The following is a 23,723-nucleotide window of genomic DNA, read 5'->3' on the forward strand; positions in this document are numbered from 1 at the left end:
CATGAAAGCCCGCCTCTGCCTCGCAGCCTGGCTGCTGATGACCACCCCGCTGGCCGCGCAGGAGCTGCCGGTGCGGGGGGTGACGCTCTCCTCGGCCGGCCTCGCGCAGATTGAGCGGGGCGGGGGCGTTCCGGCCGATGCGGCGGGCCTCACCTTCCGGGTGCCGCTGGAGGATGTGGATGACATCCTGCGCTCGCTCATCATCGCCGACCCGGCCGGGCGGCTGGAGGGCGTGCGGCTTCCCGCGCAGGACCTGGCGGCCGAGGCGTTTCGCGGCCTGCCCCTGCGCCCCGAGGATTTCGCCAGCCGTGTCAGCCTGCTCAACGCCTTGCGAGGGCAGCGCGTGCAGGCCGGCGCCGTGCAGGGACGCATCGCGGATGCGAGCGAGGTGAACGGCTTTCTCCGCCTTTCCCTGCTGACTGCATCCGGCCTGCGCAGCGTGACCCTGCGCGACCAGGATGAGGTGCGCCCGCTCGATGGGGATCTCGCCCAGCGCCTGGCCCGCGCGGCGGAAGCGCTGGCGCAGACGCGCTCGGCCGATACGCGGCAGATCGCGGTGGCGCTGCGCCCGGGTGCCGCGGCGGAGCGGGAGGTGACGTTGACCTACGTCGCCGGCGCGCCGCTGTGGAAGCCCTCCTGGCGGCTCAGCGTTCCAGGCTTCGGCATGCCGGGCGAGGCGCGGCTGATGGGCTGGGCCGTGGTGGAGAACCGCACCGGGGCGGATTGGAACCATGTCAGCCTCTCCCTCGTCTCGGGCGAGGCGGCGGCCTTCCGCCAGCGGCTCTACGCGCCCATCCTGCTGCCGCGGCGCGAATTGCCGGTGGAGGGCAGCGCGCCCGTCACCGCCCGCGCCGATACCGGCGCGCGGCCCGCACCGCCGCCCCCCGTGCCCATGCCCGCCCCGGCACCCGCCATGCTGGCCAGCCGGGCGGCGGGAGGCGCGGCGGCGATGGAAGCGCCGCCACCCGCCACCCAGGCGAGCGCCGGCGTCTCCCTCGGCCGTGTCGCCTTCACCCTGAGCGAGCCGGTGAGCATCCGCTCGGGCGAGACGGCCAACCTTCCCTTCCTCGATCTGCGCCTGGCGGCGGAGCGCGTCTGGTGGGTGCAGGGGCTGGAGGGGCGCTATCCCTTGCAGGCGGTGCGGCTGCGCAATGAGACGCCGCATGTGCTGCCCGGCGGCCTCGCCACCATCTATGGCAGCGCGGGGGCGGAGGCGGGCGGCTTCCTGGGCGATGCGGAAATCCGCGGCATGCCGCCGGGCGAGACACGGCTGCTCGCCTTCGCGCGGGATACCGGGGTGCAATTCACCGCATCCCAGGCCGGCACGGCCGCACCCACCGGCGTGGTGCTGCGGCGCGGCCTGGTGCTGGTGACGCAGCGCCTCGTGCATCAGGTCAGCCTCGCTGTGGAGCCCGGCGCCGCGCGTGGGCGCATGGTGCTCGACCTGCCGGCGCGGCGGGGCGAGACGCCGCGCTTCACGCCCATCGGCGAGGGCGATTTCGGCCTGCGCGTGGAGGCCGTGCTCGATGCCGCACCGACGCGCCTGGACTACGCGTGGGAGCGGATGCAGACGCAGCAGATCCCGCTCTGGGACACGGCCCTGCCCGAGCCGCTGCCGCCGCTCTGGCGGGAGCTGAATCTGGAGCGGGACACAGCGCGGCTGCCGGGCGGCAATGACCGGCTGGAAGCCTTGCGGCTGGTGCTCGGCCAGCTTCCGCCGGAGGCGACGGGGCGGGCCGAACTCACTGCCCTGGTGGCCGATTTCACCGAGGCGCGGCGCCTGATGGATGAATTCCGTGGCGTGGCCCGCACCTATGCCACGGCGGAAGCCAATCTGGCCCGCGCCCGCCAGGCGCTGGAGGACCGCAGCGGCGCCGAAAAGGAGCGCGCGGCAGGCGCGCTGAACGCGGCATCCCTGGCGGTGGAGCGGGCCGGCACGGCCGCGGATCAGGCATGGACCGCCTGGCGCGCGGCGGCGCAGAAGGTGGTGATGCGGTGATGCGGCAGCGCCGCGGGAAGCGGCTCCGCCTGGCCGGCACCGCAGGGGCGCGATGAATGGAACTGCCCGACGTGATGCTGGCGGGCGGCCGTGAACGGGGCAGCGTTCCGCCCCGGCGCCGGCAGGCTACCGCGCCGCGATCCCGACGATTTCCACCTTCGCATCGCGCGGCAGCCGGCCGGCCTGGACGGTGGCCCGGGCGGGTGGATTGGTCGGGAAATAGGTCGCGTAGACGGCGTTCATTCGCGCGAATTCATTGAGATCGGCCATGAAGACCGTGGTGGTGACGATGTCGCTCATGCGGAAGCCGGCGGCCTCGACCACGGCTTTCAGATTGTCCAGCACGCGGCGCGTCTCGGCCTCGATACTGCGGTCGGAGATCATCTGGTTGGTGGCCGGGTCCAGCGCGATCTGCCCGGCGAGGTAAAGCGTGTTGCCGACGCGCAGGGCCTGGCTGTAGGGGCCGATGGCGGCGGGTGAATCCGGCGTGGAAATCACCTGTGGCTGGCTCCGCGCAGGCTGCACCAGGGCGGGCGTGGCAAGGGCAAGCAGAAGCAGGGCGAGGCGGGCTGTCATGCGGGGCTCTCCATGGCGGGCCGGTAAGCTTACGGACATCTTCTTCGCTTCCGCAATCCGCTTCTGCCTGGAGGCGCCTCGCCGGAAGCGAAGCCGCGCGGCGTCAACATGCTTCAGCGCTTGATCATGGCCTCCAGCGTTTCCAGCCGGTCCGCCTCGGCCGCCGGCTTGTCGCGCCGCAGCCGCGCGATGCGGGGGAAGCGCAGTGCCACGCCGGATTTGTGGCGGGGCGAGTATTGCGCGGCGTCGAACTCCACCTCCAGCACCAGGGCCTTTTCCACCTCGCGCACGGGTCCGAAGCGGGCGGTGGTGTGGTCGCGGATCCATTTGTCGAGGAAGGCCAGCTCCGCATCCGTGTAGCCGGAATAGGCCTTGCCGATGGGCACAAGCTCCTCCCCCCGCCAGAGGCCGAAGGTGTAGTCCGAATAGAAGCTGCTGCGCTTCCCATGGCCGCGTTGCGCATACATCAGCACCGCATCCACATTCAGCGGGTCGCGCTTCCATTTCCACCAGGGCCCCTTGATGCGGCCAGGGGAATAGACGCTGTCGCCACGCTTCAGCATCAGCCCCTCGATCGAAGCGGCGCGCGTGCCGGCGCGGATCTCGGCGAGTTCCTCCATGCTGGCGAAGGCGATGAGCGGCGAGAGGTCCATGCGCGCCGGCGCCTCGCGCGCGTGCCACGCCTCCAGCCGGGCGCGGCGCGCGTCGAAGGGCAGGGGGCGCAGATCCTCCTCGCCCTCAAACAGCAGGTCATAGAGGCGGACATGCGCCGGATGGTCGCGCTGCAGCTTCGCCGTCACGCTCTTGCGGTTCAGCCGCTGCTGGAGGTCGCCGAAGGGTGCCACCTCGCCCTCGCGCACCACCAGCAACTCCCCATCGGCGACGCCGTGGAAGCGCATCGCCTCCAGGATTTCGGGAAACCCGGCGGAGATATCCTCGCCCGAGCGGGACCAGAGTCTGGCCCCGCCAGGCCCCGCCGTGAGTTGCACGCGAATGCCATCCCATTTCCACTCGGCCCGCCAATCGGGCGCGTGCAGCCGGGCGTAATCCGCATCCTCCAGCGGATGGGCCAGCATCAGCGGGCGGAAGACCGGCGCGCCATTGGGATCAGGCCGCGGCCCGCGGCCCTCCAGCCAGGCAAAGAGCGGCACATAGGGGGGTGCCACGCCGTGCCACACCTCCTCGATCTCGCTCACATCCACATGGGCCCATTCGGCCAGGGCCGTCCGGGCGAGGCGGCCCGAGGCGCCGACGCGCAGGCCGCCGGTGATGAGCTTGATCAGCGCCAGCCGCGCGCCGGAATCCAGCGCATCCAGCCAGGCGGTGATGATCTGCGGCAGGGCTGACCTGGGTGCCGTCTCCAGCGTTTCGATCACCTCGGCCAAGCCCGGGGGTTTTGGGTTGAGGGCGGCATCGCTGCCCGAAGCCTCGGGCCAGAGCAGCGCGATGGTTTCCGCCAGGTCACCCACATAATCATAGCTCAGCGCAAACAGCGTGGGGTCGGTGCGCGTGGCGATGAGTTCGCGCAGCAGGCCGGGCTTGGCCGTCCGGAACACCAATTCCCCCGCCAGGGCCGCGAGTCCGATGCCGCGATCGGGGTCCGGCTGGGCGGCGAACCATTGGCGCAGCAGCGCGATTTTCCCCAGGCGGCCCGGCGTGAACACCAGGCGCTCTAGCAATTCGGCAAAGGCAGGAAGGCTCATCGGCGCAGTTTAGCGCCGTTTGAGCGCGGGAGTCGTCCTGGCCCGCCGGCGCTTTGCGTCCGCCATGCTCAACTGCGCTTCATCGCACGCGTCAGCGCGTAAACCGGCAGGAGGCCGGCCAGCACGATGAGCAGGGCCGAGGTGCTGGCCTCGGCCAGGCGTTCATCGGAAGCGAGGTTGTAGACGCGCACGGCCAGCGTATCGAAATCAAAGGGGCGCACGATGAGCGTGGCCGGCAATTCCTTCATGGTATCCACGAAGACCAGGATGCCCGCCGTCAGCAGCGCCCCGCGTGAGAGTGGCAGTTCCACCCGCCACACCGCCTCGCCAGGCCCGCAGCCCAGCGAGCGGGCGGCGGATTGGAAGCTCGGCTTGAGCCGCGCGAGGCCGCTTTCAACGGAGGAGAGCGCGACACCCAGGAAGCGCACCAGATAGGCAAAGATCAACGCCGCCACCGTGCCCGAGAGCAACAGCCCGGAACTGACACCGAAGCTCGATCGCAGCCAGGCATCCAGCGCATTGTCGAACAGGCCGAAGGGCACCAGCGTGCCGACCGCGATCACCGAGCCCGGCACGGCATAGCCCAGCCCCGCCGCCCGATTGGCCCAGCGGCCCGTGACACTCGGATAAAGCCGCGCGGCCCAGGCGAGCCAGGCGGCGATCAGTACGGCCAAAAGGGCCGTGATGGCGGCCAGGGTCAGCGAATGGGTCAGGAAGGGCAGGAAGCGGCCGGGCGAAAGTGGGTCGCCCGCTTCGATCATCAGGACGAGCAGCGCGCCGCCCGGAATGACGAAGCCCAGCAGCAGGGGCGCTGTGCAGGCCAGGATGGCCAGCGCCGCCTTGGCGCCGCGCAGCTCCACCGGGCGGAAGGGGGCGTGGCGCGTCGTCATCGGGTGGAAGCGCCGCCCGCCGCGGCTGGCCTGTTCCAGGGCCAGCAGCAGCCCGACGCAGAGCAGCAGGGCGGCGGCCAATTGGCTGGCCGCCCCCCGATCGGCCATGCCGAACCAGGCCTCATAAATACCGGTGGTGAAGGTGCGCAGGCCGAAATGCTGCACCGTGCCGAAATCGGCCAGCGTCTCCATCAGCACGAGCGCCAGCCCCGCCACCAGCGCCGGGCGCGCCAGGGGCAGCGCCACATGCCAGAAGCAGCGCGAGAGGGAATGGCCCAGCGTGCGCGAGACCTCTACCAGGCAGGTGGATTGCGCGAGGAAGGCCGCGCGGCACAACAGATAGACATAAGGGTAGAGCACCATGGCCAGCACCAGGGCCGCGCCCTGCAGGCTGCGCATCTCGGGGAACCAGTAGGCGCCGAAGCGCCAGCCCGTGGCGCCCCGCAGCGAGGATTGCAGCGGCCCCGCCACATCCATCAGCCAGGTCCAGGCATAGCCGCTGACATAGGCGGGCATGGCCAGCGGCAGCAGCAGCGCCACCTGGAGGAAGGCGCGGCCGCGAAACTCGCAGGCGGTGACCAGCCAGGCGGTGATGGCGCCGGCGCTGCCCGCCATCACGGCCACCAGCAGGGCAAGTGCGGCCGTGGTGCCGAGCATCTCGGGCAGGGAGGTGCGCCAGATATGCAGCCAGACCTCCCCCGGGGGGGTGATGGCGGCGGCCAGCACGGCGGCGATGGGCAGCAGGATCAGCGCGGCCACGCCGAGTGTCAGCCGCGCCCAGACGGGGCGGCGGCTGGGCGGGGCGCGTTGTGTCAGGGCCGGCTCGGCGATGGCGCTCATGGTGAGTTGCGACGCATTCTCATTTGCGGCGCAGCTCTACACCAAAGCCGCGGGCTGGTCAGCCCTTCTTGCCGGCTTCCCATTCCGCGAGGGTGATGCGCGGCACCTCGATCCGGTCCGTGGTGCGGGCATACCAGCCGCGCCCATGCATGCGGCCGACGAGGTCGAGCTTGGGGGTATCGATGTATTTCTTGTCCACATCCATCACCGCATCATCGCGCACATGCATGGCCAGCACGCGGCCCAGGACGATGGTGTGATGGCCCACCGGGACCAGCTGGAAGGTCTCGCATTCCAGCGCCACCGGGCTTTCGCCGATGCGCGGCACCTTGATCTTGCTGGAGGGGATCTTCGTCAGCTTCGCCTCCTCCAGTTCATCCACCTCGGGGCCGAAATCGGTGGCGGTGATGTTCATGTGCGGCAGGTGGGATTGCGGCACCAGGCACACCACGAACTGGCCGAGTGCCTTGATATTGGCCAGCGTGTCCTTGGCCGAGCCCGAGGGCTTCGGCCCGCAGCCGATGCCGATCACCACCGGGTCGTCGGAAAAGGCGTTGAAGAAGGAATAGGGCGCCGCATTCACGACCCCCGCCGCATCCTGCGTCACCACCCAGGCGATGGGGCGCGGCACGACGGTGGAGACCACCAGCTTGTAGCGGTCACTGGCGGGAAGGGTTTCGAAATCGAAGAACATCGGGCGCGGCCTCATGGGTTATGGGCGCAAATTGCGGGTGGGGCGGGCTTCTGTCGAGGGGGGATTCACCCGGCCTTAACGGGCACGCGGGCAGGGTGGCGGCGACAAGGAGAATCCACCCCATGCGTTTCGTTCGTGATTTGTCGGTTGGCCGAAAGCTTGCGCTAAGCGCCGGCGTGGCCCTGATTCTCCTGGGCGGACTTGTCGCCCTGGTCAGCCGGGAAAACGCGCAGGTGGCGGCCGAGCAGGCGGCCGAGCGCCGTGCCGCCGCAGCGCGCCTTGCCTCCTACGAGGCCGCGCACCTCATGATGGACGCGAACAATGCCCAGCGCGGCGTGCTGCTGGCCAATCAGCCCGAGCGCCTGCAAGGCGAGGCCGTGGTGATGGAACGCAGCCTGGCCGAGGCGCTGCGCCACCTGGAGCAGGCGCGCAGCCTGGCCACGGCCCCGGCGGCGATCCAGCCGCTGGAGACCACCATCCGCGAATTCGCGGAATATCGTGCCTCCATGCTGGCTGTCGTCGCCGCGCGCCGCGAGCTGATCCAGAAGCGCGACGCCGATTTCTTTCCCCGCTTCGCGGAGTTCGACCAGGCGCTGGAGGCGGCCAATGCCGGTCTGCATTTCGGCGTCGAGGGCGATGCGCGCGACGAATTGCGGGATGTCATGACCACCTATGTCCAGGCCATCAATGAGGTGCGGATGAGCATCCAGCGCTATCTCGCGACGGATGATGCCTCGGCCGCGGCGCGGGTGCGCCGCGCGGCCGCGCAGAGCCGCGTGCATGCCCGCCGCCTGGCCGCGGCGGCGCCGGCCCCGGTCCGGCCCGATATGGAGCGCCTGGCTGGCGCCGGCCAGAATCTGGCGGAGCAGGCGGAAGCGGTGATGGCGCTGGGTGCGCGCGTCCATGAGATCCGCAACACGCGCAACACGCCCGCCCGGGAGCGCAGCCTGGCTGCCCTGAGTGCCGCGAACTCCGCGCTGGAAGCCGGGGCCCAGGCCAATGCCGCCTCGGCCGCCGCCGCCATGGTGGGGATGGAGCGCAGCGTGCTGATCATCGGCGCCGTGGTGGCGCTGATGCTGGTCGTCTCCGGCTGGCTGACCGCGCGTGCCATCGGCCTGCCCCTGCGCCGGATCGCGGGTTCGGTGCGGCGCATCGCGGGTGGCGATACGGCGCAGGCCGTGCCGGAACAGGACCGGCGCGATGAGATCGGCCAGATCGCGGTGGCCCTGGAGGAACTGCGGGGCGAGGTGGAGCAGGCCTTTGCGCGCCAGCAGATGCTGGAACAGATGCCCGCGGGCGTGATGATCGCCGACCCGAAGAACGAGTTCCGGATCAGCTACATGAATCCTGAGACGCATCGCCTCATCAAGCGCATCGAGCATGTGCTGCCGGTCAAGGCCGATGAGATGCTGGGCCAGAGCATCGACATCTTCCACAAGCATCCTTCGCACCAGCGCAACATGCTCTCCGACCCGTCGCGCCTGCCGCACCGGACCCGCATCACCACGGGCGGCGAGGTGCTGGACCTCAGCATCACCGCCATTCGTGACCGCGCGGGCGAATATGTGGCGCCCATGCTGGTCTGGAACCTGGTGACGGCGCAGGCCAAGCTTGCCGACAATTTCGAGCAGGAGATGGGCGGCGTGGTGGATGCGGTGGCCGCCGCCGCCGGGCAGATGCAGCAATCCGCCCATGCGCTCTCCGGCTCGGCCGCGACCTCGGGGCGGGAGGCGGATGCCGTGGCCGAGGCCTCGGGCCGGGCGGGGGCCGATGTGCAGGCGGTGGCCGCCAGTGCCGAGGAACTCGCCGCCAGTGTCGCGGAGATCACGCGGCAGGTGGCCGAAGGGGCGGAGGTGGCGCGCTCCGCCGCCGATGCGGCGCGGGCCACGGATGGCACGGTGCAGGGCCTGGCCCAGGCCGCCACCCGGATCGGCGACGTGGTCCGGCTGATCAGCGACATCGCGGGCCAGACGAATCTGCTGGCGCTCAACGCCACCATTGAGGCCGCGCGGGCGGGCGATGCCGGCAAGGGCTTCGCCGTAGTGGCGAGCGAGGTGAAGAACCTGGCCGCGCAAACCGCGAAAGCCACCGAGGAGATCGCCGCCCAGATCGGCGGCATCCAGGGCAGCACCGGCCAGGCGGTGGCCGCGCTGCAATCCATCACCGCCACCATCGAGCGGATGAACGAAGTCACGACGGCGATTGCCGCCGCCGTCGAGGAGCAGGGGGCGGCCACGCGGGAAATTGCCCGCAGCGCGGCCCTGGTGGCGGAGGGCACGGGCGCTGTGACGCGCCGGATCAACGATGTGCGCGTGGCCTCCGGGCAGACAGGCCGTTCGGCGGGGGAGGTGTTGGAGGCATCGAATGACCTGGCGCGTCAGGCCGGGATGCTGCGCGAGAAATCCACCGACTTCCTCAAGCAGGTGCGGGCAAGCTGAGGTTCAGCGGCTGGGGAGGATGCGGCTCCAATGCTCGCGCAGGGAGACGATACGGCAGCCGTGCGCGGCGGCTTCATCCAGCCGATGCGTCAGGCCCGCGAACTGGATCGCCCGGTCATGGGCGTATTCGCGCGCCGCGCGAGGTGCATGCGCCCCTGGTCGCGGCGCGGGAGCCGGCGCGTCAGGAGGCAGCCCTGGCGCGGCTTTTCCGGTGCTGGTGTATTCCGCCCTCGCCGTGTTGATGGACTTGCCGATGTAACCAGCACCGGCAAGCCCGGCGCCTCGCTGGCGCGAATGCCTCTCGTGCCGCCTTCGCCGCCCACAGCCCGAACCCTGTCTCAGCCGATGGCGTGCGGCGCGGGCTTCCCGTGGATCAGCACCGCATCGAGATTCTCCAGCGCGCGATGGCCCATCGCATCCCGCACCTCGATGGTGGCGGAGCCCAGATGCGGCAGGAGGGCGACATTCTCCAGGCCGAAATAGCCGGGGAAGACCACAGGCTCGCCATCATAGACATCGAGGCCCGCGGCGCGCGTATGCCCGGTGGTGAGCGAGGCGACGAGTGCCGCATCATCCACGCTGCCGCCGCGGCCGGAATTCACCACGAGGTGGCCCGGCTTCATCTTCGCCAGACGCTTGGCGTTCAGCCATTTGCGGGTGGCATCGCCGCCCGGGACATGCATGGAGATCACGTCAATCGTCGCCAGGAACCTGTCGTCATCATCGTGATAGATGGCGCCCAGTTCCAGCTCGGGCGGCAGGCGGTTGATGTCGCGGTAATGGATCTCCATGCGGAAGCCGCGCGCCATGGCGGCGAGTTCACGCCCGATGCGGCCCATGCCGAGAATGCCGAGCTTCTTGCCCTCCAGCGTGACACCCATGAGCTGCGTCGGCGCCCAGCCTTCCCACTTGCCGGCGCGCACCATGCGCTCGCCCTCGCCGGCGCGGCGGGCGGCCATGAGCATGAGGGTCATGGCGGTTTCGGCGGTGGCGAAGCTCAGCACCTCGGGCGTGTTGGTGCAGGTGATGCCGCGCGCCTTGGCGGCCGCGACATCCAGATGGTCATAGCCCACGCTGAAGGTGGCGATGCACTTCACCGAAGCCGGCAGGGCCGCGATGGTGGCGGCGTTCAGCGGGTCCCCGGCGGCGCAGAGAATGCCGGCGGCGCCGGCCGCGCGGCGGGCGATCTCGGCGCCATCGCGGAACCAGGGGGCGTCATCGGGGTTCAGCCGCACATCATAGTCACGCGCGGCGCGGGCCTCGATGGCTGCGGGCAGCTTGCGGGTGAGGAGCAGCACGGGCTTGGACATGTTCGTTTCCTGGTCATTCGCTTGGAGCAACTGCAACATAACGACCCCGGGCCGGCTTGCCAGAGGGGGCGCGGCGCGGCAGGGTCGAGGCAGGTTTTTCCAAGGGAAGTGGACGATGAATCTCGGGCTCAAGGGCAAGCGCGCGCTGGTGATGGGGGCCTCGAAGGGCCTGGGGCGTTCGATCGCGGATGCGCTGGCGGCGGAGGGAGCCGCGCTGGTCATCAGCGGGCGTGACCAGGCGAGCCTGGATGTGGCGGCGAAGGCTCTGGTGGCGCTGGGTGCCGCCTCCTGCGTCGGCATCCCGGCCGATGTCTCCCAGGGTGAGCAGATGGATGCCCTGGCCGATGGCGCGGTGGCGGCCATGGGGGGCGTGGACATCCTGATCCAGAATCACGGCGGCCCGCCGCCCGGGCCGGCGCTGGAAGTGACGGAAGCGCTGCTGACCACCTGGTTCCAGTCCATCGTCCTCTCGCCCGTGCGGATCACCAACCGGCTGCTGCCGGCGATGCGCGCGCAGAAATATGGCCGCATCATCAATGTGGGCAGCACGGGCATGCTGCAGCCGCTGCCCAACATGGTGCTGAGCAACACGCTGCGCGCCAGCATCATGGGGTGGATGAAGACCCTCTCGGCCGAGGTGGCGCATGAGGGGATCACCTGCAACATCGTCGCCCCCGGCGCCATCCGCACCGACCGCAGCCTGGAGACGGCATCGAGCCTCGCCAAGCGCCAGGGCAAGAGCGTGGATGACGTGATCGCCGAGCGCAGCAAGACCATCCCGGCCGGCCGCTACGGCCTGCCCAGCGAATACGGCCCGCTGGTGGCCTTCCTGTGCAGCGAGCAGGCCGCCTACATCACGGGCAGCATCATGCGCACCGATGGCGGGATGGTGCGGGGGTGGTGACCGCGTCCGATCGGCCGAGCAGCGTCAGCAACGCACGCCTCGCCGTTGATATCGGCGGCACCTTCACCGATGTCGCGATCGAGGCGACCACGGGCGAGGACCAGGTCCAGCGCTGGACGGTGAAGGTCCTCACCACGCCGCACGCGCCGGAACTGGGCGTACTGGAGGGCGTGAAGGCCGTGCTGGCGCGTGCCGGCATGCAGGCCAGTGACATCACGCTGCTGATCCATGGCACCACGCTGGCCACCAATGCGCTGATCGAGCGCAAGGGCGCGCCGACCGCGCTGATCACGACCGAGGGCTTCCGCGACGTCTTGGCCCTCGGCAATGAGAGCCGCTACGACCAGTATGACCTGAACATCGAATTGCCGCAGCCTTTGGTGCCGCGCCGCTGGCGCCTGCCCGTCGCGGAGCGGCTGGACAATACCGGCCAGGTCCTGGTGCCGCTGGATGAGGATGCGGTGCGCGGCTGGGTGCCATTCCTGAAATCGGAGGGGATTGAGAGCCTGGCCATCGGCTTCATCCACGGCTTCGTGAACCCGGTGCATGAGCGGCGCGCGGCCGAGATCATCCGCGCCGAATGGCCGGAGTTGCCGATCTCGCTGAGCAGCGAAGTCAGCCCCGAGATGCGTGAGTGGGAGCGGTTTTCCACCACCGTCGCCAATGCTTATGTGCAGCCTTTGATGGCAAGCTACCTGGCGCGGCTTGAGGCTGGCTTGCGCGGTGGCGGGATGACCTGCCCACTGTTCCTGATGCTCTCGGGCGGCGGGCTGACCACCATCGAGACGGCGTCCCGCTTCCCGATCCGCCTGGTGGAAAGCGGGCCGGCCGGTGGTGCGATTTTCTCGGCGCATGTGGCCAAGCAGCGCGGCTGGTCGAAGGTGCTGAGCTTCGACATGGGCGGCACCACGGCCAAGGTGTGCCTGATTGACGATTTCGCGCCCCAGGCGAGCCGCACCTTCGAGGTTGCGCGCGTGGGCCGCTTCCGCAAGGGCTCCGGATTGCCGCTGCGCATCCCCGTGATCGAGATGGTGGAAATCGGCGCGGGCGGCGGTTCGCTGGCCCATCTGGACAGCATGGGGCGCATCCAGGTGGGGCCGGAATCCGCGGGCGCCGATCCGGGGCCGGCCTGCTACGGGCGCGGCGGCACCAAGCCCGCCGTGACGGACGCGAATTTGACACTCGGCCGCTATGACGCGGCGGCCTTCGCGGGCGGCAACTTCCCGCTGAAGACCGCGCCGGCCGAGGCCGCGCTGGTCGAGCATGTGGGCAAGGGGCTGGGCCTCGAAGCCGGCATGGCCGCACTCGGCGTGGTCGAGATGGTGGATGAAAACATGGCCAATGCGGCGCGTGTCCATGCCATCGAGAGTGCGAAATCCTATGAGGGCCGCGCCATCATCGCCTTTGGCGGCGGCGGACCCGTGCATGGCTATCGCGTGGCCGAGAAGATCGGCGTGAAGAAGCTGCTGGTGCCGTCCGGCGCGGGTGTGGGGTCGGCCATCGGCTTCCTCCGCGCGCCCGTGGGGTATGAGGTGGTCAAGAGCCTCTACACGCGTTTCGCGAGCTTCGATGTGGCGAGCGTGAACACGCTGCTGGCGGCGATGAGCGCCGAGGCCATGACGGTGGTGGCCGAGGGCAGCTTCGGCGCGCCCACGGTGGAGCACCGCATCGGCTATATGCGCTATGTGGGCCAGGGGCATGAGATTGCCGTGGCGCTGCCGGTGCGCCCGCTGCTGGAAGCGGATATCGCCGAAATCCGCGCCGCCTATGATGCGGAGTATACGCGCTTCTATGACCGCCCGGTGCCGGGCAGCGATGTCGAGGTGCTGAGCTTCGCCGTCACCGTGGCGACTGTGGTGGATGCCGTCCAGGCGGCGGCCGAGGTGGCAAATGCGGCCCCGCCCCAGCCAATCCGTGCGCAGCAGGTGCGCGATACGGCAACCGGCGTGGTGGCCACCTGGCAGGTCTATGACCGCACGCAGATGGCGCCGGGGGCCGAAGTGCCGGGGCCCTGCATCATCGCAGAGGATGAGACGAGCACGCTGGTGGGGCCAGGCTGGACCTGCCGGATGGATGGGCTGGGGTATCTGGAACTGACGCGGGGAGAAAGTTGATGTTCACCGATTCAAGCTTCCGTTGCTCGCTTCAGCGATCGGGGGAATTGGCATGAACGCCGCACTCGAGAAAATCCAGCGCCAGATCCAATGGAACCGCCTCATCGCGGTGGTCGAGGAGCAGGCGCAGACCATGATCCGCACCGCCTTCAGCACCACGGTGCGCGAGGCGGGTGATCTTTCGGCCGGGGTCTTCGACCTCGAAGGGCGGATGATGGCGCAGGCCGTCACCGGCACGCCGGGCCATGTGAATTCCATGGCGGAGGCGGTGGGGCATTTCCTCAAGAAATTCCCGGCCCATACGATGAAGCGGGGTGATCACTACATCACCAATGACCCCTGGCTCGCCACCGGCCACCTGCATGACCTCACCGTCGTCAGCCCCGCCTTCCGCGGCGGCAAGATCGTCGGCCTCTTCGCCAATACCGCGCATATCATTGATATCGGCGGGCTCGGCATGGGGCCCGAGGGGCGCTCGGTGTTTGAGGAAGGGCTCTACATCCCCATCGTCAAATGCTTCGACCAGGGCGTGCCGAACGAGACCTTTTTCGACTTTATCCGCGTGGGTTCCCGCACGCCGGTGGAGCTGGAAGGCGATATCTACTCGCTTTGTGCCTGCAACGACGCGGGCGCCAAGCGCCTGGTCGAGATGATGGATGAATACCGGATGGAGGCGCTGGACGACCTCGCCGCCTTCATCTTCGACAGCAGCATGGCGGCCACCAAGGCCGAGATCGCGAAGCTGCCGCAGGGCGTCATCTGGCATTCCGAAATCCGCTCGGATGGCTATGAGGCGCCGGTCACGCTGCATGCCGCGCTGCGGGCCGAGGCGGGGGAGATCATCGTGGATTTCGCCGGCACGAGTGGGCTTTCCACGCGCGGCATCAATGTGCCGCCGGCCTATTGCCGCGCCTATGCCTGCTTTGGCCTGAAATGCGTGATCGCGCCGGAAATCCCCAATAACTGGGCGAGCCTTCTGCCGTTCCGGATGGAGATTCCCGAAGGCTGCATCCTCAACGCGCCACGGCCCTATCCGGTCAGTGTGCGGCACGTCATCGGGCAGTTGATTCCGGATCTGATGATGGGCTGCCTCGGCCAGGCCGTGCCGGACCGGGTGAATGCCGAAGGCTCCTCGGCCCTGTGGAACCCGCCCTTGCGCGGTGGTTCCCAGGTGAGCGGCCAGGAGGCGGAGGTGGAGGATTTCGAGATCATCACCTTCAATTCCGGCGGCACCGGCGCGCGCCCGACGAAGGATGGGCTGGACGGCATCGCCTTCCCCTCGGGCGTGCGGACCATGCCGGTGGAAGCCACGGAAAACGTGGCGCCCGTGATCTTCTGGCGGAAGGAGTTGCGCCCGGATTCCGCAGGCGCTGGCCGCACGCGCGGCGGCTTCGGGCAGATCATGGAGATCGGCGCGAAGAAGAACGCGGAATTTGCCGTGAACGCGATCTTTGACCGCGTGGCCAACCCACCCAAGGGCCGCTTCGGCGGCGGCATGGGCGCTGGTGGCTGGGTCGGGCTGGATGATGCGAATGGCACGGTGCTGCGCACCAAGGGCTTCCAGGTGATCCCGAAGGGGCGGCATTTGCTGCTGCTGCTGCCCGGTGGCGGCGGCATGGGCGACCCGAAGGAGCGTGACCCCGCGCTGGTCGCGCGTGACGTGGCGGATGGGCTGGTGAGTGCTGCGGAGGCTAAGCGCCTTTATGGGCATGACTGAGACGGCCCTCATCATCGGCGCCGGCTCAGGCCTCTCGGCTTCGCTCGCGCGCAAGCTCTCTGCCGCTGGCTGGGATTTGGCGCTGGCCGCGCGCAACACGGATAAGCTGGCACCACTCGCCACTGAAACTCGTGCCACGCTGCACGCCTGCGATGCAGCCGATGTCGAGGGTGTAGCGGCGCTGTTTGCCGGGTTGGACGCGGCGGGGCGGACGCCATCCCTGGTGATCTATAACCCGAGCTTCCGTGTGCGCGGCCCGGTGGCCTCCCTCGACCCCGAGCAGGTGCGCCGCACGCTGGAAGTCTGCGCCTTCGGGGCTTTCCTGGCCGCGCAACAGGCGGCCAGCCGCATGTTGGCGGCGGGGCGCGGCACCATCTTCTTCACCGGCGCCTCGGCCGGGGTGAAGGGCTTTCCGGAATCAGCCCCCTTCGCCATGGGCAAATTCGCGCTGCGCGGCCTCGCCGAGAGCATGGCGCGGGAGTTGCACCCCAAGAACATCCATATCTGCCATTTCGTGATTGATGGCGGCATCGCCTCGGCCACGCGCGTGGCCGCGCCAGGGGCTGATTCGCTGCTCGACCCGGACGCCATCGCCGATGCCTATCTGCATGTGCTGGCGCAGCCGCGCTCGGCCTGGAGCAGCGAGATGGCCTTGCGCCCCTGGGTCGAGAAGTTTTGACAAGCCGCGCCGGCTGACGCAGCATCCACCCATCCAAGGGGAGCCCCTTCCGCAGGGCTGAGATTCCGCGAGCGACGCGGTGACCCTTCGAACCTGATCCGGGTCATGCCGGCGAAGGGATGGGCAAAGGGCGCCGGTTTTCGAGGCTTGGGCGTCACCTTCCTTCGTGTAATTTTTCGAGGGAGATCAAAAATGCCTGACAATCTGCCACCGCAACACCCCGCCATCACCACGGGTCCCTTGCCCGCCAGCCAGAAAATCCATGTGGCGGGACAGATCCATCCCGGAATCCGCGTCGCCATGCGGCAGATCTCCGTCTCGGGCGGGGAGCCGCCTTTGCGCGTCTATGACACCTCCGGCCCCTATACCGATGCCGCGGTGCGGACCGATATCGGCCGTGGCCTGGCCCCGCATCGGCAAGACTGGATCACGGCGCGTGGCGATGTGGAGGCCATCGCGGGCCGTGCGCAGAAGCCCGAGGATGACGGCCTCAAGCCCGGCGAAGCGCGGCGCGTTCCGTTGTTCGATCGCGCTGGGCGCATGCCGCTGCGGGCCAAGCCGGGCCGCGCCGTCACGCAGTTGGCCTATGCGCGGGCCGGCATCATCACGCCCGAGATGGAATACGTCGCCATCCGCGAGAATCTTGGCCGCGCCGCCGGCCTGGGCAAGCCGCGCGATGGGCAGAGCTTCGGCGCGGAAATCCCGGATCATGTCACGCCGGAATTCGTGCGCAGCGAGATTGCCCGCGGCCGCGCCATCATCCCCGCGAACATCAACCACCCCGAGAGCGAGCCGATGATCATCGGCCGCAACTTCCTGGTGAAGATCAACGCCAATATCGGCAATTCCGCGGTGTCCTCGTCCGTCGCGGAGGAAGTGGACAAGCTCGTCTGGGCCATCCGCTGGGGCGCCGACAATGTGATGGACCTCAGCACCGGACGGAACATCCACACCACACGCGAATGGATCCTTCGCAACTCGCCCGTGCCCATCGGCACCGTGCCGATCTACCAGGCGCTGGAGAAGGTGGAGGGCCGCGCCGAGGAGCTCACCTGGGAGATCTTCCGCGACACGCTGATCGAGCAGGCCGAGCAGGGGGTGGACTACTTCACCATCCATGCCGGGGTGCGCCTGGCCTATGTGCCACTGACGGCGGAGCGGGTGACGGGGATCGTGTCACGCGGCGGTTCCATCATGGCGAAGTGGTGCCTCTCGCATCACAAGGAGAGCTTCCTCTACGAGCATTTTTCCGAAATTTGCGAGATCATGCGCGCCTATGACGTGTCCTTCTCGTTGGGGGATGGCTTGCGCCCCGGCTCCATCGCCGACGCCAATGATGCCGCGCAATTCGCCGAGCTGGAGACGCTGGGCGAGCTCACCCAGGTCGCCTGGAAGCAGGATGTGCAGGTGATGATCGAGGGCCCCGGCCATGTGCCGATGCACAAGATCAAGGTGAACATGGAAAAGCAGCTCAAGGCCTGCGGCGAGGCGCCCTTCTACACGCTCGGGCCACTCACGACCGATATCGCGCCGGGTTATGACCACATCACGAGCGGCATTGGTGCGGCGATGATCGGCTGGTTCGGCTGCGCCATGCTTTGCTACGTCACACCCAAGGAACATCTGGGCCTGCCGGATCGTGATGACGTGAAGACGGGTGTGATCACCTACAAGATCGCGGCGCATGCGGCGGATTTGGCCAAGGGGCATCCGGCGGCGCAATTGCGCGATGACGCGCTCTCCCGTGCGCGCTTCGAATTTCGCTGGCGGGATCAGTTCAACCTGGGCCTGGACCCCGAGACGGCCGAGAAATTCCACGACCAGACCCTGCCTGCCGAGGGCGCCAAGCTCGCGCATTTCTGCTCGATGTGCGGGCCGAAATTCTGCTCGATGAAAATCAGCCAGGAGGTGCGGGAGGCGGCGATGGCGCAAAAGAGCCAGGATTTCCGCAGCAATGGCGGCCAGATCTACCTGCCCCCAGTCCCGGCGGGCGAGTAGCGCGCCCTGGCCTCAGTAGCGCGGATTGCAAAGGACAAGTCCTTTGCCGGGGTTCAAGGGGCAGCGCCCCTTGCCTTCTTCACCGCCTGACGAAGCGCGCAAAGCCCAATCACCCCGGCGGTGCCGGCCACGGCACCCGCCGTAAAGGCGCCGCGCACCGCCAGTTTCGTCAGCATCACCTGGGCGCAGATCAGTTTCAGGACCATCGGTCATCTCCTCGAATACAGGCGAAATGGCCCTGAAACGCTGCGCCGCAAGTTCAGCCGCGCAGGCTCTCCACCATGGCGCCATAGACCAGGTTCTTGAACACCATCCGCGTATGCGTCCGGCTGGACGGCCCCTGTGCCATGAAGACGCCGACGAGCTTTTCCGCCCGGTCAATGGTGAAGCTGGTGCCCCAGGCGCCCGCCCACATCGCATCCCCGGGCGAGCCCGGTGCGACGGCGATGCCCTGCTCGCGCCGGATCGCGAAGCCCAGCCCGAAGCCATAGCCAGGCCCGGTGCTGGCGGCCGGCGTGCCGCCCATGCTGCCCATATGGTCGGAGAGCATCCAGTTCACCGTGGGGGTGGAGAGGTAGCGCTTGCCTTCCAGCGTGCCGCCATTGGCGATCATCTGCGCGAAGCGGTGGTAATCGGCGCTGGTGCCCACCATGCCCGCACCGCCCTTGAAATGCCCGGCCGGCACTGGGTTCTGCTCGATGCGGTAGCTCTGCCACATGGAGGCGGAGAGTGGGTCTGAGGTGATGCTCTCGGCCACGCGCGAACGCCGTGCCGGGTCCACCCACCAGACCGTATCCGTCATGCCGAGCGGCCCGGTGATGCGATCGGCGATCAGCCGGTCCAGCGGCTGGCCCGCCACGCGTTGCAGCAGCAGGCCGAGCACATCCGTGCTGATCGAGTAGAAGAATTGCGCCCCCGGCTGGAAGGCGAGCGGGATGGTTCCCAGGCGGCGCAGCATCTCATCGCCCGGCACCGGGGCGCGGCGGGATTCGATGTCGTGCTCCTCATACATCTCGCGGATGCGCGGGAAGGGCGAGGAGGCCGCATAGACGAAGCCCGAGGAATGCCGCAGCAGATCCTGCACCGTGATGGGGCGCGCCAGCGGCACCTCGCCCTGCGCGGTCAGCACCTTCAACTCCCGCAGCTCCGGCAGCCATTGCGTGATCGGGTCGCCGATCTTCATGCGGCCCTCCTCGATGAGCATCATGGCGGCGACGCTGGTGAGCGGCTTGGTCATCGAGGCGAGGAGGAAAATCGCCTCGCGCGTCATCGGCACGCGGCGCGCATTGTCCTGGTGGCCATAGGCTTCGTGGTGGATGACCTGGCCGTTGCGGGCGATCAGCGCCACGGCGCCGTTGAAGCTGCCGCGTTCGACTTCGCGTTCCATGGCGGGCTGGAAGCGGGCGAGGCGCGTGCGCGAAAAGCCCTGGATCAGGTCTTCGCGGCGCTCCGCCTCCTGGGCGTGCGCAGGCGTGCGCAGCACGGCGGGGGCGAGGAGGGCAGAGCCCGAAAGCAGGGCGAGGTGGCGGCGTGGGGTCATGTCGGTTCTCCGGTTCAGGTGCGGATCAGGGGGCAGCCGCCATCCGCCAGCGGGCGGAAGGCGTCCTCGGCGGGGACGGTGGAGCGCAGCTTGTAGAAGTCCCACATGCCGCGGCTTTCGGCCGGCGCCTTCACTTCAAAGAGATAGGCCGGGTGGATCTTGCGGCCATCCTCGCGCACGCGGCCGGGGCCGAAGGCGTCATCATCGGTGGGCATGCGCTTCATCACGTTGATGACCTCGATGCCGGAGGCCTTGGCCCGCGCGACGCCGACCTCCGCCACGGCCTTGAGGTAATGGATGGCGCAGGAATAGGTGCCCGCATGCTCCTGGTTGGGCATGTTGTCCGGTGTGCGGCGCAGGATGCGGGAAGCAAGGCCGCGCGTGCGGTCATTCAGGTCGTGGTAGAAGACCTCGCTCATCACCATGCCCTGCGCCGCTTCCAGGCCGATGGAGCGGATGTCCTGCACGAACATGATCATGCCGGCGAGTTGCTGGCCCCCTCCTTGTCTACTGGGCCTGGTCAGGCCGAATTCATGGGCCTGCTTCACGCAGTTCTGCATGTCCGCCGCCGCCATGGCGAGGCCGATGACCTTGGCGCGGCTGGCCTGCGCCTGGAGCAGGAAGGAGCTGAAATCGGAGGTGCCGGGGAAGGGGTAGCGGGCACTTCCCATCACCCGCCCGCCCGAGCGCGTGACGAATTGCGTCGTATCCCGCTCCAGCTGGTGGCCGAAGGCGTAGTCGGCCGTGATGAAGAACCAGCTGTCGCCGCCCGAGCGGACGGTCGCACCGCCCACCACATTGGCGAACATCCAGGTGTCATAGGTCCATTGGATGGTGTGTGTGGAGCATTGCGGGCCGGTGAGCGCGCTGGAAGCCGCACCCGAGGCCAGCTGGATCTTGTCCTTCTCCCGCACGAGGTTGGCGATGGCGAGTGCGATGGCGCTGTTGTTCACCTCGCAGATCATGTCCACGCCCTGGGTATCAATCCAGCGCCGCGCCAGGGCCAGGGCCGCATCCGGCCGATTCTGGTGATCGCCCGACAGCACCTCGACCTGGATGCCGCGCGCGGCGAGCCCCAGATCCTCGATCGCCTGGCTCACGGCGGCGACGGAGGTGGGGCCGGAGGTGTCGCGGTAAGGCCCGCTCATATCCGCGAGCACGCCGATGCGGATGGTGTTGTCGCGCGCTTGCGCGTGTGCGGCGACCGGTGCTGCCGCAAGGGCGGCGGTCAACGCCCCGCGACGGGTGAGGTGGCTCATGGCGGTTTCCATCCCTGATTTTCCAGGGATGCTGCGCGGGGTTTTCGCCCCGCGCAAGCGTCTTCAGCGAAACAGCAGGTCGGGCAGGAACATCACGATGGCCGGCACATAGGTGATGACCATGAGGCAGGCGAAGATCACGCCGATGAAGATGGGCAGATAGCGCATCATCCGATCAATGCTGGTGCCGGCCACCTGGGCGGCGGCAAAGAGGTTCACGCCGAAGGGCGGCGTGATCATCCCCATGGCCAGGTTCACCACCATCACCGTGCCGAAATGCACCTGGTTGATGCCCAGCCGCTCCGCCGCTTCCGCGAGGATCGGGGCGAGAACGATGATGGAGGCCGAGGTCTCGACGAACATGCCGACGACGAAGAGGAACAGGTTCACGCCCAGCAGATAGAACATCGGCCCGTCGAAGGTCTGTACGATGAGCTCCGCCGCCGCATCCGGCACGCCCTGCCGGTTCAGCAGCCAGGAAAACAGTCCGGCGCAGGCGATGATGAACATGATGACGGTGGAGCTGATCACGGATTTCTTGAGGATCGGGTAAAGGTCCCGCAGGCCTATCTCGCGGTGCAGGAACATGCCCACCAGCACGGCATAGACCACGGCAATGACGCTCGCCTCGGTCGGCGTCGTGATGCCGCCGTAAATGCCGCCGAGCACGACGAAGGGCATGCACAGCGCGAAGCCGGCCTGCCGGGTGGCCGTCAGGAAGGGCAGCCGGCCCTCGCCGTCATTCTTCCCCCAGCCGGTGATGCGGCACCAGACCAGGACGGTCACGATCAAGGCGCCGCCGATGAGGAAGCCCGGGCCGAAGCCCGCCATGAACAATTCGGGGATGCTCGTCTGGGTGGTGACGCCGTAGAGGATCATCGGGATGGAGGGCGGGATGATGACGCCCAGTTCAGCGGCGGTCGCCATCAGGGCAGCCGCGAAGGCCACCGGATAGCCGGCCTTGATCAGGGCCGGGATCATCACCGCGCCAATGGCAAAGGTGGTGGCGACGGAGGAGCCTGAGATGGCCGCGAAGATCATGCAGGTGACGATGCAGGTGGCCGGCAGGCCGCCCTGCACGCCGCCCACGATGGATTTCGCGAAATCCACCAGCCGCCGCGAAATGCCGCCCACATCCATCAGGTTGCCGGCCAGGATGAAGAAGGGGATCGCGGCCAGGGGAAAGCGGTCCAGCGAGACATAAAGCTGCTGTGCGGCGACGATCAGCGGGAAATTCGTGAAGCCCGCCACGCCGACGACGGCGGCGATGCCGATGGCGACCGCGACCGGGATGCTGGCTGCGAACAGCACCAGCATCGCGGTGAGCATGAAGGAGCTCATACCGCCATCTCCAGCTCTTCGGCCTGGCGATCAAGGAATTGCCCCAGCGCGCCCAGCACGGCGAAGGCGGCCCCGATCGGCAGCGCTGCGTAGCCCCAGCTGATGGAGACTTCGAGGCCGGCCATCTCCTGGAATTTCACCCGCTCGGCCATGATCCAGCCGAACCAGAACAGCACCCCCATTAGTGAGAGATTGCCGGCCAGCACCGCGGCTTCGATCCCGCGCCGGATCCTGCCGCGCGAATAGCGATGCGCCATGTCGATCGAGACGAGGGAGCCCGTGCGGATCGCGGCGGCGAGGCCGATGAAAGCCATCCAGATCAGCGCCGTGCGCACCAGTGCCTCGGACCAGATGGAGGGGGTTTCCGTGGCGAAGCGGGCCACCACCTGCCAGAAGCCGGCAAACACCGCGACCAGCAACGCCGCAATGGCGATGGCGGTAGCGATGCCGGTGGTGATGCGGTCCGCCATCAGCAGGGCGCGGCGGATTTGCGCGCGCGGGCCATAGGCTTCCTGGCCCACCCATATGGCGGCCAAGACCAGCGCGAATGTGCCGCCCAGCACGATGATCAGCGGCAGGATGTTCATGGGATTCACGCGCGATGGCCCCTCAAGCAAAAAGCCGCGGGAGGGTCATCCCGCGGCTGACGTTACTGGTATGCGGCGGCTTATTGCGCCGGGCGCCAGTCGCGGATGCGGCGCAGCAGGGCGGCGTCCATCGTGCGCTCCCATTCGGCGAAGGCGGGGGCCAGCGCCTCCTGGAAGGCGGAGGTGTTGACGGTGGTGATCACCGTCATGCCGCGGCGGCGCAGTTCATCCACGCCGCTCGCTTCATCGGCGGTCACGCGGGCGCGGTTGGCATCCTGGGCCGCCTTGGCGGCGGCCATGAAATGCGCGCGGTCAGCGGCGGGCAGCCGCTGCGTGGTGGCCGGGTTGCAGATCATGACGGCCGGCGAATAGACGTGGTTGGTCAGCGTCATGTAGCGCTGCACCTGGTTCAGGTTGTTCGCCACGATGACGGAGATGGGATTTTCCTGCCCGTCCACCGTGCCCTGCTGCAAGGCGGGGACGAGTTCGGAGAAGGCCATGGGCGTGGGCAGCGCGCCCAATTGGGTGAAGGCCCGCATGTGCACCTGGTTCTCCATGGTGCGGACCTTCAGGCCGCGCATATCGGCCGGCAGGTTCACTTCGCGCCGTGAATTCGTCAGGTGGCGAAAGCCGTTTTCCGTCCAGATCACGCCATGCAGGCCGCGCGCCGAGAAGCGGCCCAGCACCTGCTGGCCGATCTCGCTGTCCAGCACGCCGCGGGCATGGGCCGTGTCACGGAACAGGAAGGGCACGTCGAAGATACGCACTTCAGGGACGAAATTGCCGACGGGACCGGTCGAGGTGAAGGTGCAGTCAATCGTGCCGATCTGCACGCTCTCGATCATCTCGCGCTCGTTGTCGTTACGCTGGACGACGACGCGGTACCGGTTGTTGGTCAGCCGTTCGAAGGTTTCCTTGAAGGCGATCGGGCCAGCGCCGGTGTGGCTGTTGGGGGGCAAAGCATGATGGATGGTGATTTGCGTCTGCGCGCGGGCGGGTGCGGCGGCAACCAGGGCGGCGAAGCCGGCCAAAAGGGCCGAACGACGGAACAGGGACATGTTTTCCTCCAGACTTTCTGTTTCCCGGATACGTTATTAGGGTGCCTCGGCGCAACATGGCTTTTGCCGTCATCCT

The 23,723-nt window shown here is 68.3% G+C and carries 18 protein-coding genes and 1 riboswitch; of the genes, 7 read left to right on the forward strand and 11 right to left on the reverse strand.

Features of this window, described 5'->3' with window-relative positions; translation table 11 throughout:
* The first annotated feature begins 1 nt into the window (after window position 1).
* Window positions 2-1,999: a DUF4139 domain-containing protein gene (locus LHU95_RS07095; RefSeq protein ID WP_248710666.1), complete on the forward strand. Its 1,998-nt coding sequence runs from the start codon at window positions 2-4 to the stop codon at window positions 1,997-1,999.
* Window positions 2,000-2,125: 126 nt separating this feature from the next.
* On the opposite strand, the gene LHU95_RS07100 is transcribed toward LHU95_RS07095, so the two are convergent.
* The 4 genes from LHU95_RS07100 to LHU95_RS07115 all read right to left on the reverse strand — a co-directional run bounded on the left by LHU95_RS07100 (window position 2,126) and on the right by LHU95_RS07115 (window position 6,702).
* A complete protein-coding gene (locus LHU95_RS07100) occupies window positions 2,126-2,575 on the reverse strand; it encodes a Rid family detoxifying hydrolase (RefSeq protein ID WP_248710667.1) in 450 nt (149 codons plus the stop codon).
* Between the two features lie 113 nt (window positions 2,576-2,688).
* Window positions 2,689-4,278, reverse strand: coding sequence for a cisplatin damage response ATP-dependent DNA ligase (locus tag LHU95_RS07105; RefSeq protein ID WP_248710668.1), 1,590 nt, complete (start codon window positions 4,276-4,278; stop codon window positions 2,689-2,691).
* Window positions 4,279-4,346: 68 nt separating this feature from the next.
* Window positions 4,347-6,008, reverse strand: a complete 1,662-nt coding sequence (locus LHU95_RS07110) for an iron ABC transporter permease (RefSeq protein ID WP_248710669.1) — start codon at window positions 6,006-6,008, stop codon at window positions 4,347-4,349.
* A gap of 58 nt (window positions 6,009-6,066) precedes the next feature.
* On the reverse strand, window positions 6,067-6,702 hold the full coding sequence (locus LHU95_RS07115; RefSeq protein ID WP_248710670.1) for a flavin reductase family protein: 636 nt from the start codon (window positions 6,700-6,702) through the stop codon (window positions 6,067-6,069).
* 176 nt (window positions 6,703-6,878) lie between these two features.
* On the opposite strand from LHU95_RS07115, the gene LHU95_RS23345 reads away from it, so the two are divergent.
* Window positions 6,879-9,140: a methyl-accepting chemotaxis protein gene (locus LHU95_RS23345; RefSeq protein WP_283094294.1), complete on the forward strand. Its 2,262-nt coding sequence runs from the start codon at window positions 6,879-6,881 to the stop codon at window positions 9,138-9,140.
* Window positions 9,141-9,478: 338 nt separating this feature from the next.
* Here LHU95_RS23345 and LHU95_RS07125 read toward each other — a convergent pair whose 3' ends face one another.
* Complete coding sequence (locus LHU95_RS07125; protein ID WP_248710671.1) at window positions 9,479-10,450, reverse strand: D-glycerate dehydrogenase; 972 nt, start codon at window positions 10,448-10,450, stop codon at window positions 9,479-9,481.
* Window positions 10,451-10,565: 115 nt separating this feature from the next.
* Here LHU95_RS07125 and LHU95_RS07130 point away from each other — a divergent pair, with 115 nt between their 5' ends.
* The 5 genes from LHU95_RS07130 (at window position 10,566) to thiC (ending at window position 17,862) form a co-directional block, all read left to right on the forward strand.
* Window positions 10,566-11,354, forward strand: a complete 789-nt coding sequence (locus LHU95_RS07130) for an SDR family oxidoreductase (protein WP_248710672.1) — start codon at window positions 10,566-10,568, stop codon at window positions 11,352-11,354.
* Entirely contained in the window at window positions 11,351-13,468 is a 2,118-nt protein-coding gene (locus tag LHU95_RS07135; protein ID WP_248710673.1) for a hydantoinase/oxoprolinase family protein, read from the forward strand. Before LHU95_RS07130 ends, LHU95_RS07135 begins: the two co-directional genes overlap by 4 nt.
* Before the next feature lie 52 nt (window positions 13,469-13,520).
* Window positions 13,521-15,185 carry a hydantoinase B/oxoprolinase family protein gene (locus tag LHU95_RS07140; protein WP_248710674.1) on the forward strand — a complete coding sequence of 555 codons (1,665 nt, stop codon included), beginning with the start codon at window positions 13,521-13,523 and terminating at the stop codon, window positions 15,183-15,185.
* On the forward strand, window positions 15,178-15,864 hold the full coding sequence (locus LHU95_RS07145; RefSeq protein ID WP_248710675.1) for an SDR family NAD(P)-dependent oxidoreductase: 687 nt from the start codon (window positions 15,178-15,180) through the stop codon (window positions 15,862-15,864). The genes LHU95_RS07140 and LHU95_RS07145 overlap by 8 nt, the downstream gene beginning before the upstream one ends.
* A 26-nt stretch (window positions 15,865-15,890) precedes the next feature.
* Window positions 15,891-16,001, forward strand: a riboswitch (TPP riboswitch).
* Between the two features lie 55 nt (window positions 16,002-16,056).
* The gene (gene thiC, locus LHU95_RS07150) at window positions 16,057-17,862 is read left to right on the forward strand and encodes a phosphomethylpyrimidine synthase ThiC (RefSeq protein WP_248710676.1); all 1,806 of its coding nucleotides are present in this window, start codon (window positions 16,057-16,059) and stop codon (window positions 17,860-17,862) included.
* A 53-nt stretch (window positions 17,863-17,915) separates the two neighbouring features.
* Here the strand turns inward: thiC and LHU95_RS07155 are convergent, their stop codons facing one another.
* The 6 genes from LHU95_RS07155 to dctP all read right to left on the reverse strand — a co-directional run bounded on the left by LHU95_RS07155 (window position 17,916) and on the right by dctP (window position 23,647).
* Window positions 17,916-18,068, reverse strand: a complete 153-nt coding sequence (locus LHU95_RS07155) for a hypothetical protein (protein ID WP_248710677.1) — start codon at window positions 18,066-18,068, stop codon at window positions 17,916-17,918.
* 53 nt (window positions 18,069-18,121) lie between these two features.
* The gene (locus LHU95_RS07160; protein ID WP_248710678.1) at window positions 18,122-19,402 is read right to left on the reverse strand and encodes a serine hydrolase domain-containing protein; all 1,281 of its coding nucleotides are present in this window, start codon (window positions 19,400-19,402) and stop codon (window positions 18,122-18,124) included.
* Window positions 19,403-19,416: 14 nt separating this feature from the next.
* Window positions 19,417-20,661, reverse strand: a complete 1,245-nt coding sequence (locus tag LHU95_RS07165) for an ABC transporter substrate-binding protein (protein WP_248710679.1) — start codon at window positions 20,659-20,661, stop codon at window positions 19,417-19,419.
* Between the two features lie 63 nt (window positions 20,662-20,724).
* Window positions 20,725-22,002, reverse strand: coding sequence for a TRAP transporter large permease (locus LHU95_RS07170; protein WP_248710680.1), 1,278 nt, complete (start codon window positions 22,000-22,002; stop codon window positions 20,725-20,727).
* Window positions 21,999-22,589 (reverse strand): TRAP transporter small permease, encoded by a 591-nt coding sequence (locus tag LHU95_RS07175; RefSeq protein ID WP_248711520.1) that lies wholly within the window; start codon window positions 22,587-22,589, stop codon window positions 21,999-22,001. The genes LHU95_RS07170 and LHU95_RS07175 overlap by 4 nt, the downstream gene beginning before the upstream one ends.
* Before the next feature lie 80 nt (window positions 22,590-22,669).
* Window positions 22,670-23,647 (reverse strand): TRAP transporter substrate-binding protein DctP, encoded by a 978-nt coding sequence (gene dctP / locus LHU95_RS07180; protein ID WP_248710681.1) that lies wholly within the window; start codon window positions 23,645-23,647, stop codon window positions 22,670-22,672.
* Window positions 23,648-23,723 lie beyond the last annotated feature (76 nt).

Origin of the sequence: Sediminicoccus sp. KRV36, from assembly GCF_023243115.1 — a bacterium.
Classification (GTDB): domain Bacteria; phylum Pseudomonadota; class Alphaproteobacteria; order Acetobacterales; family Acetobacteraceae; genus Roseococcus.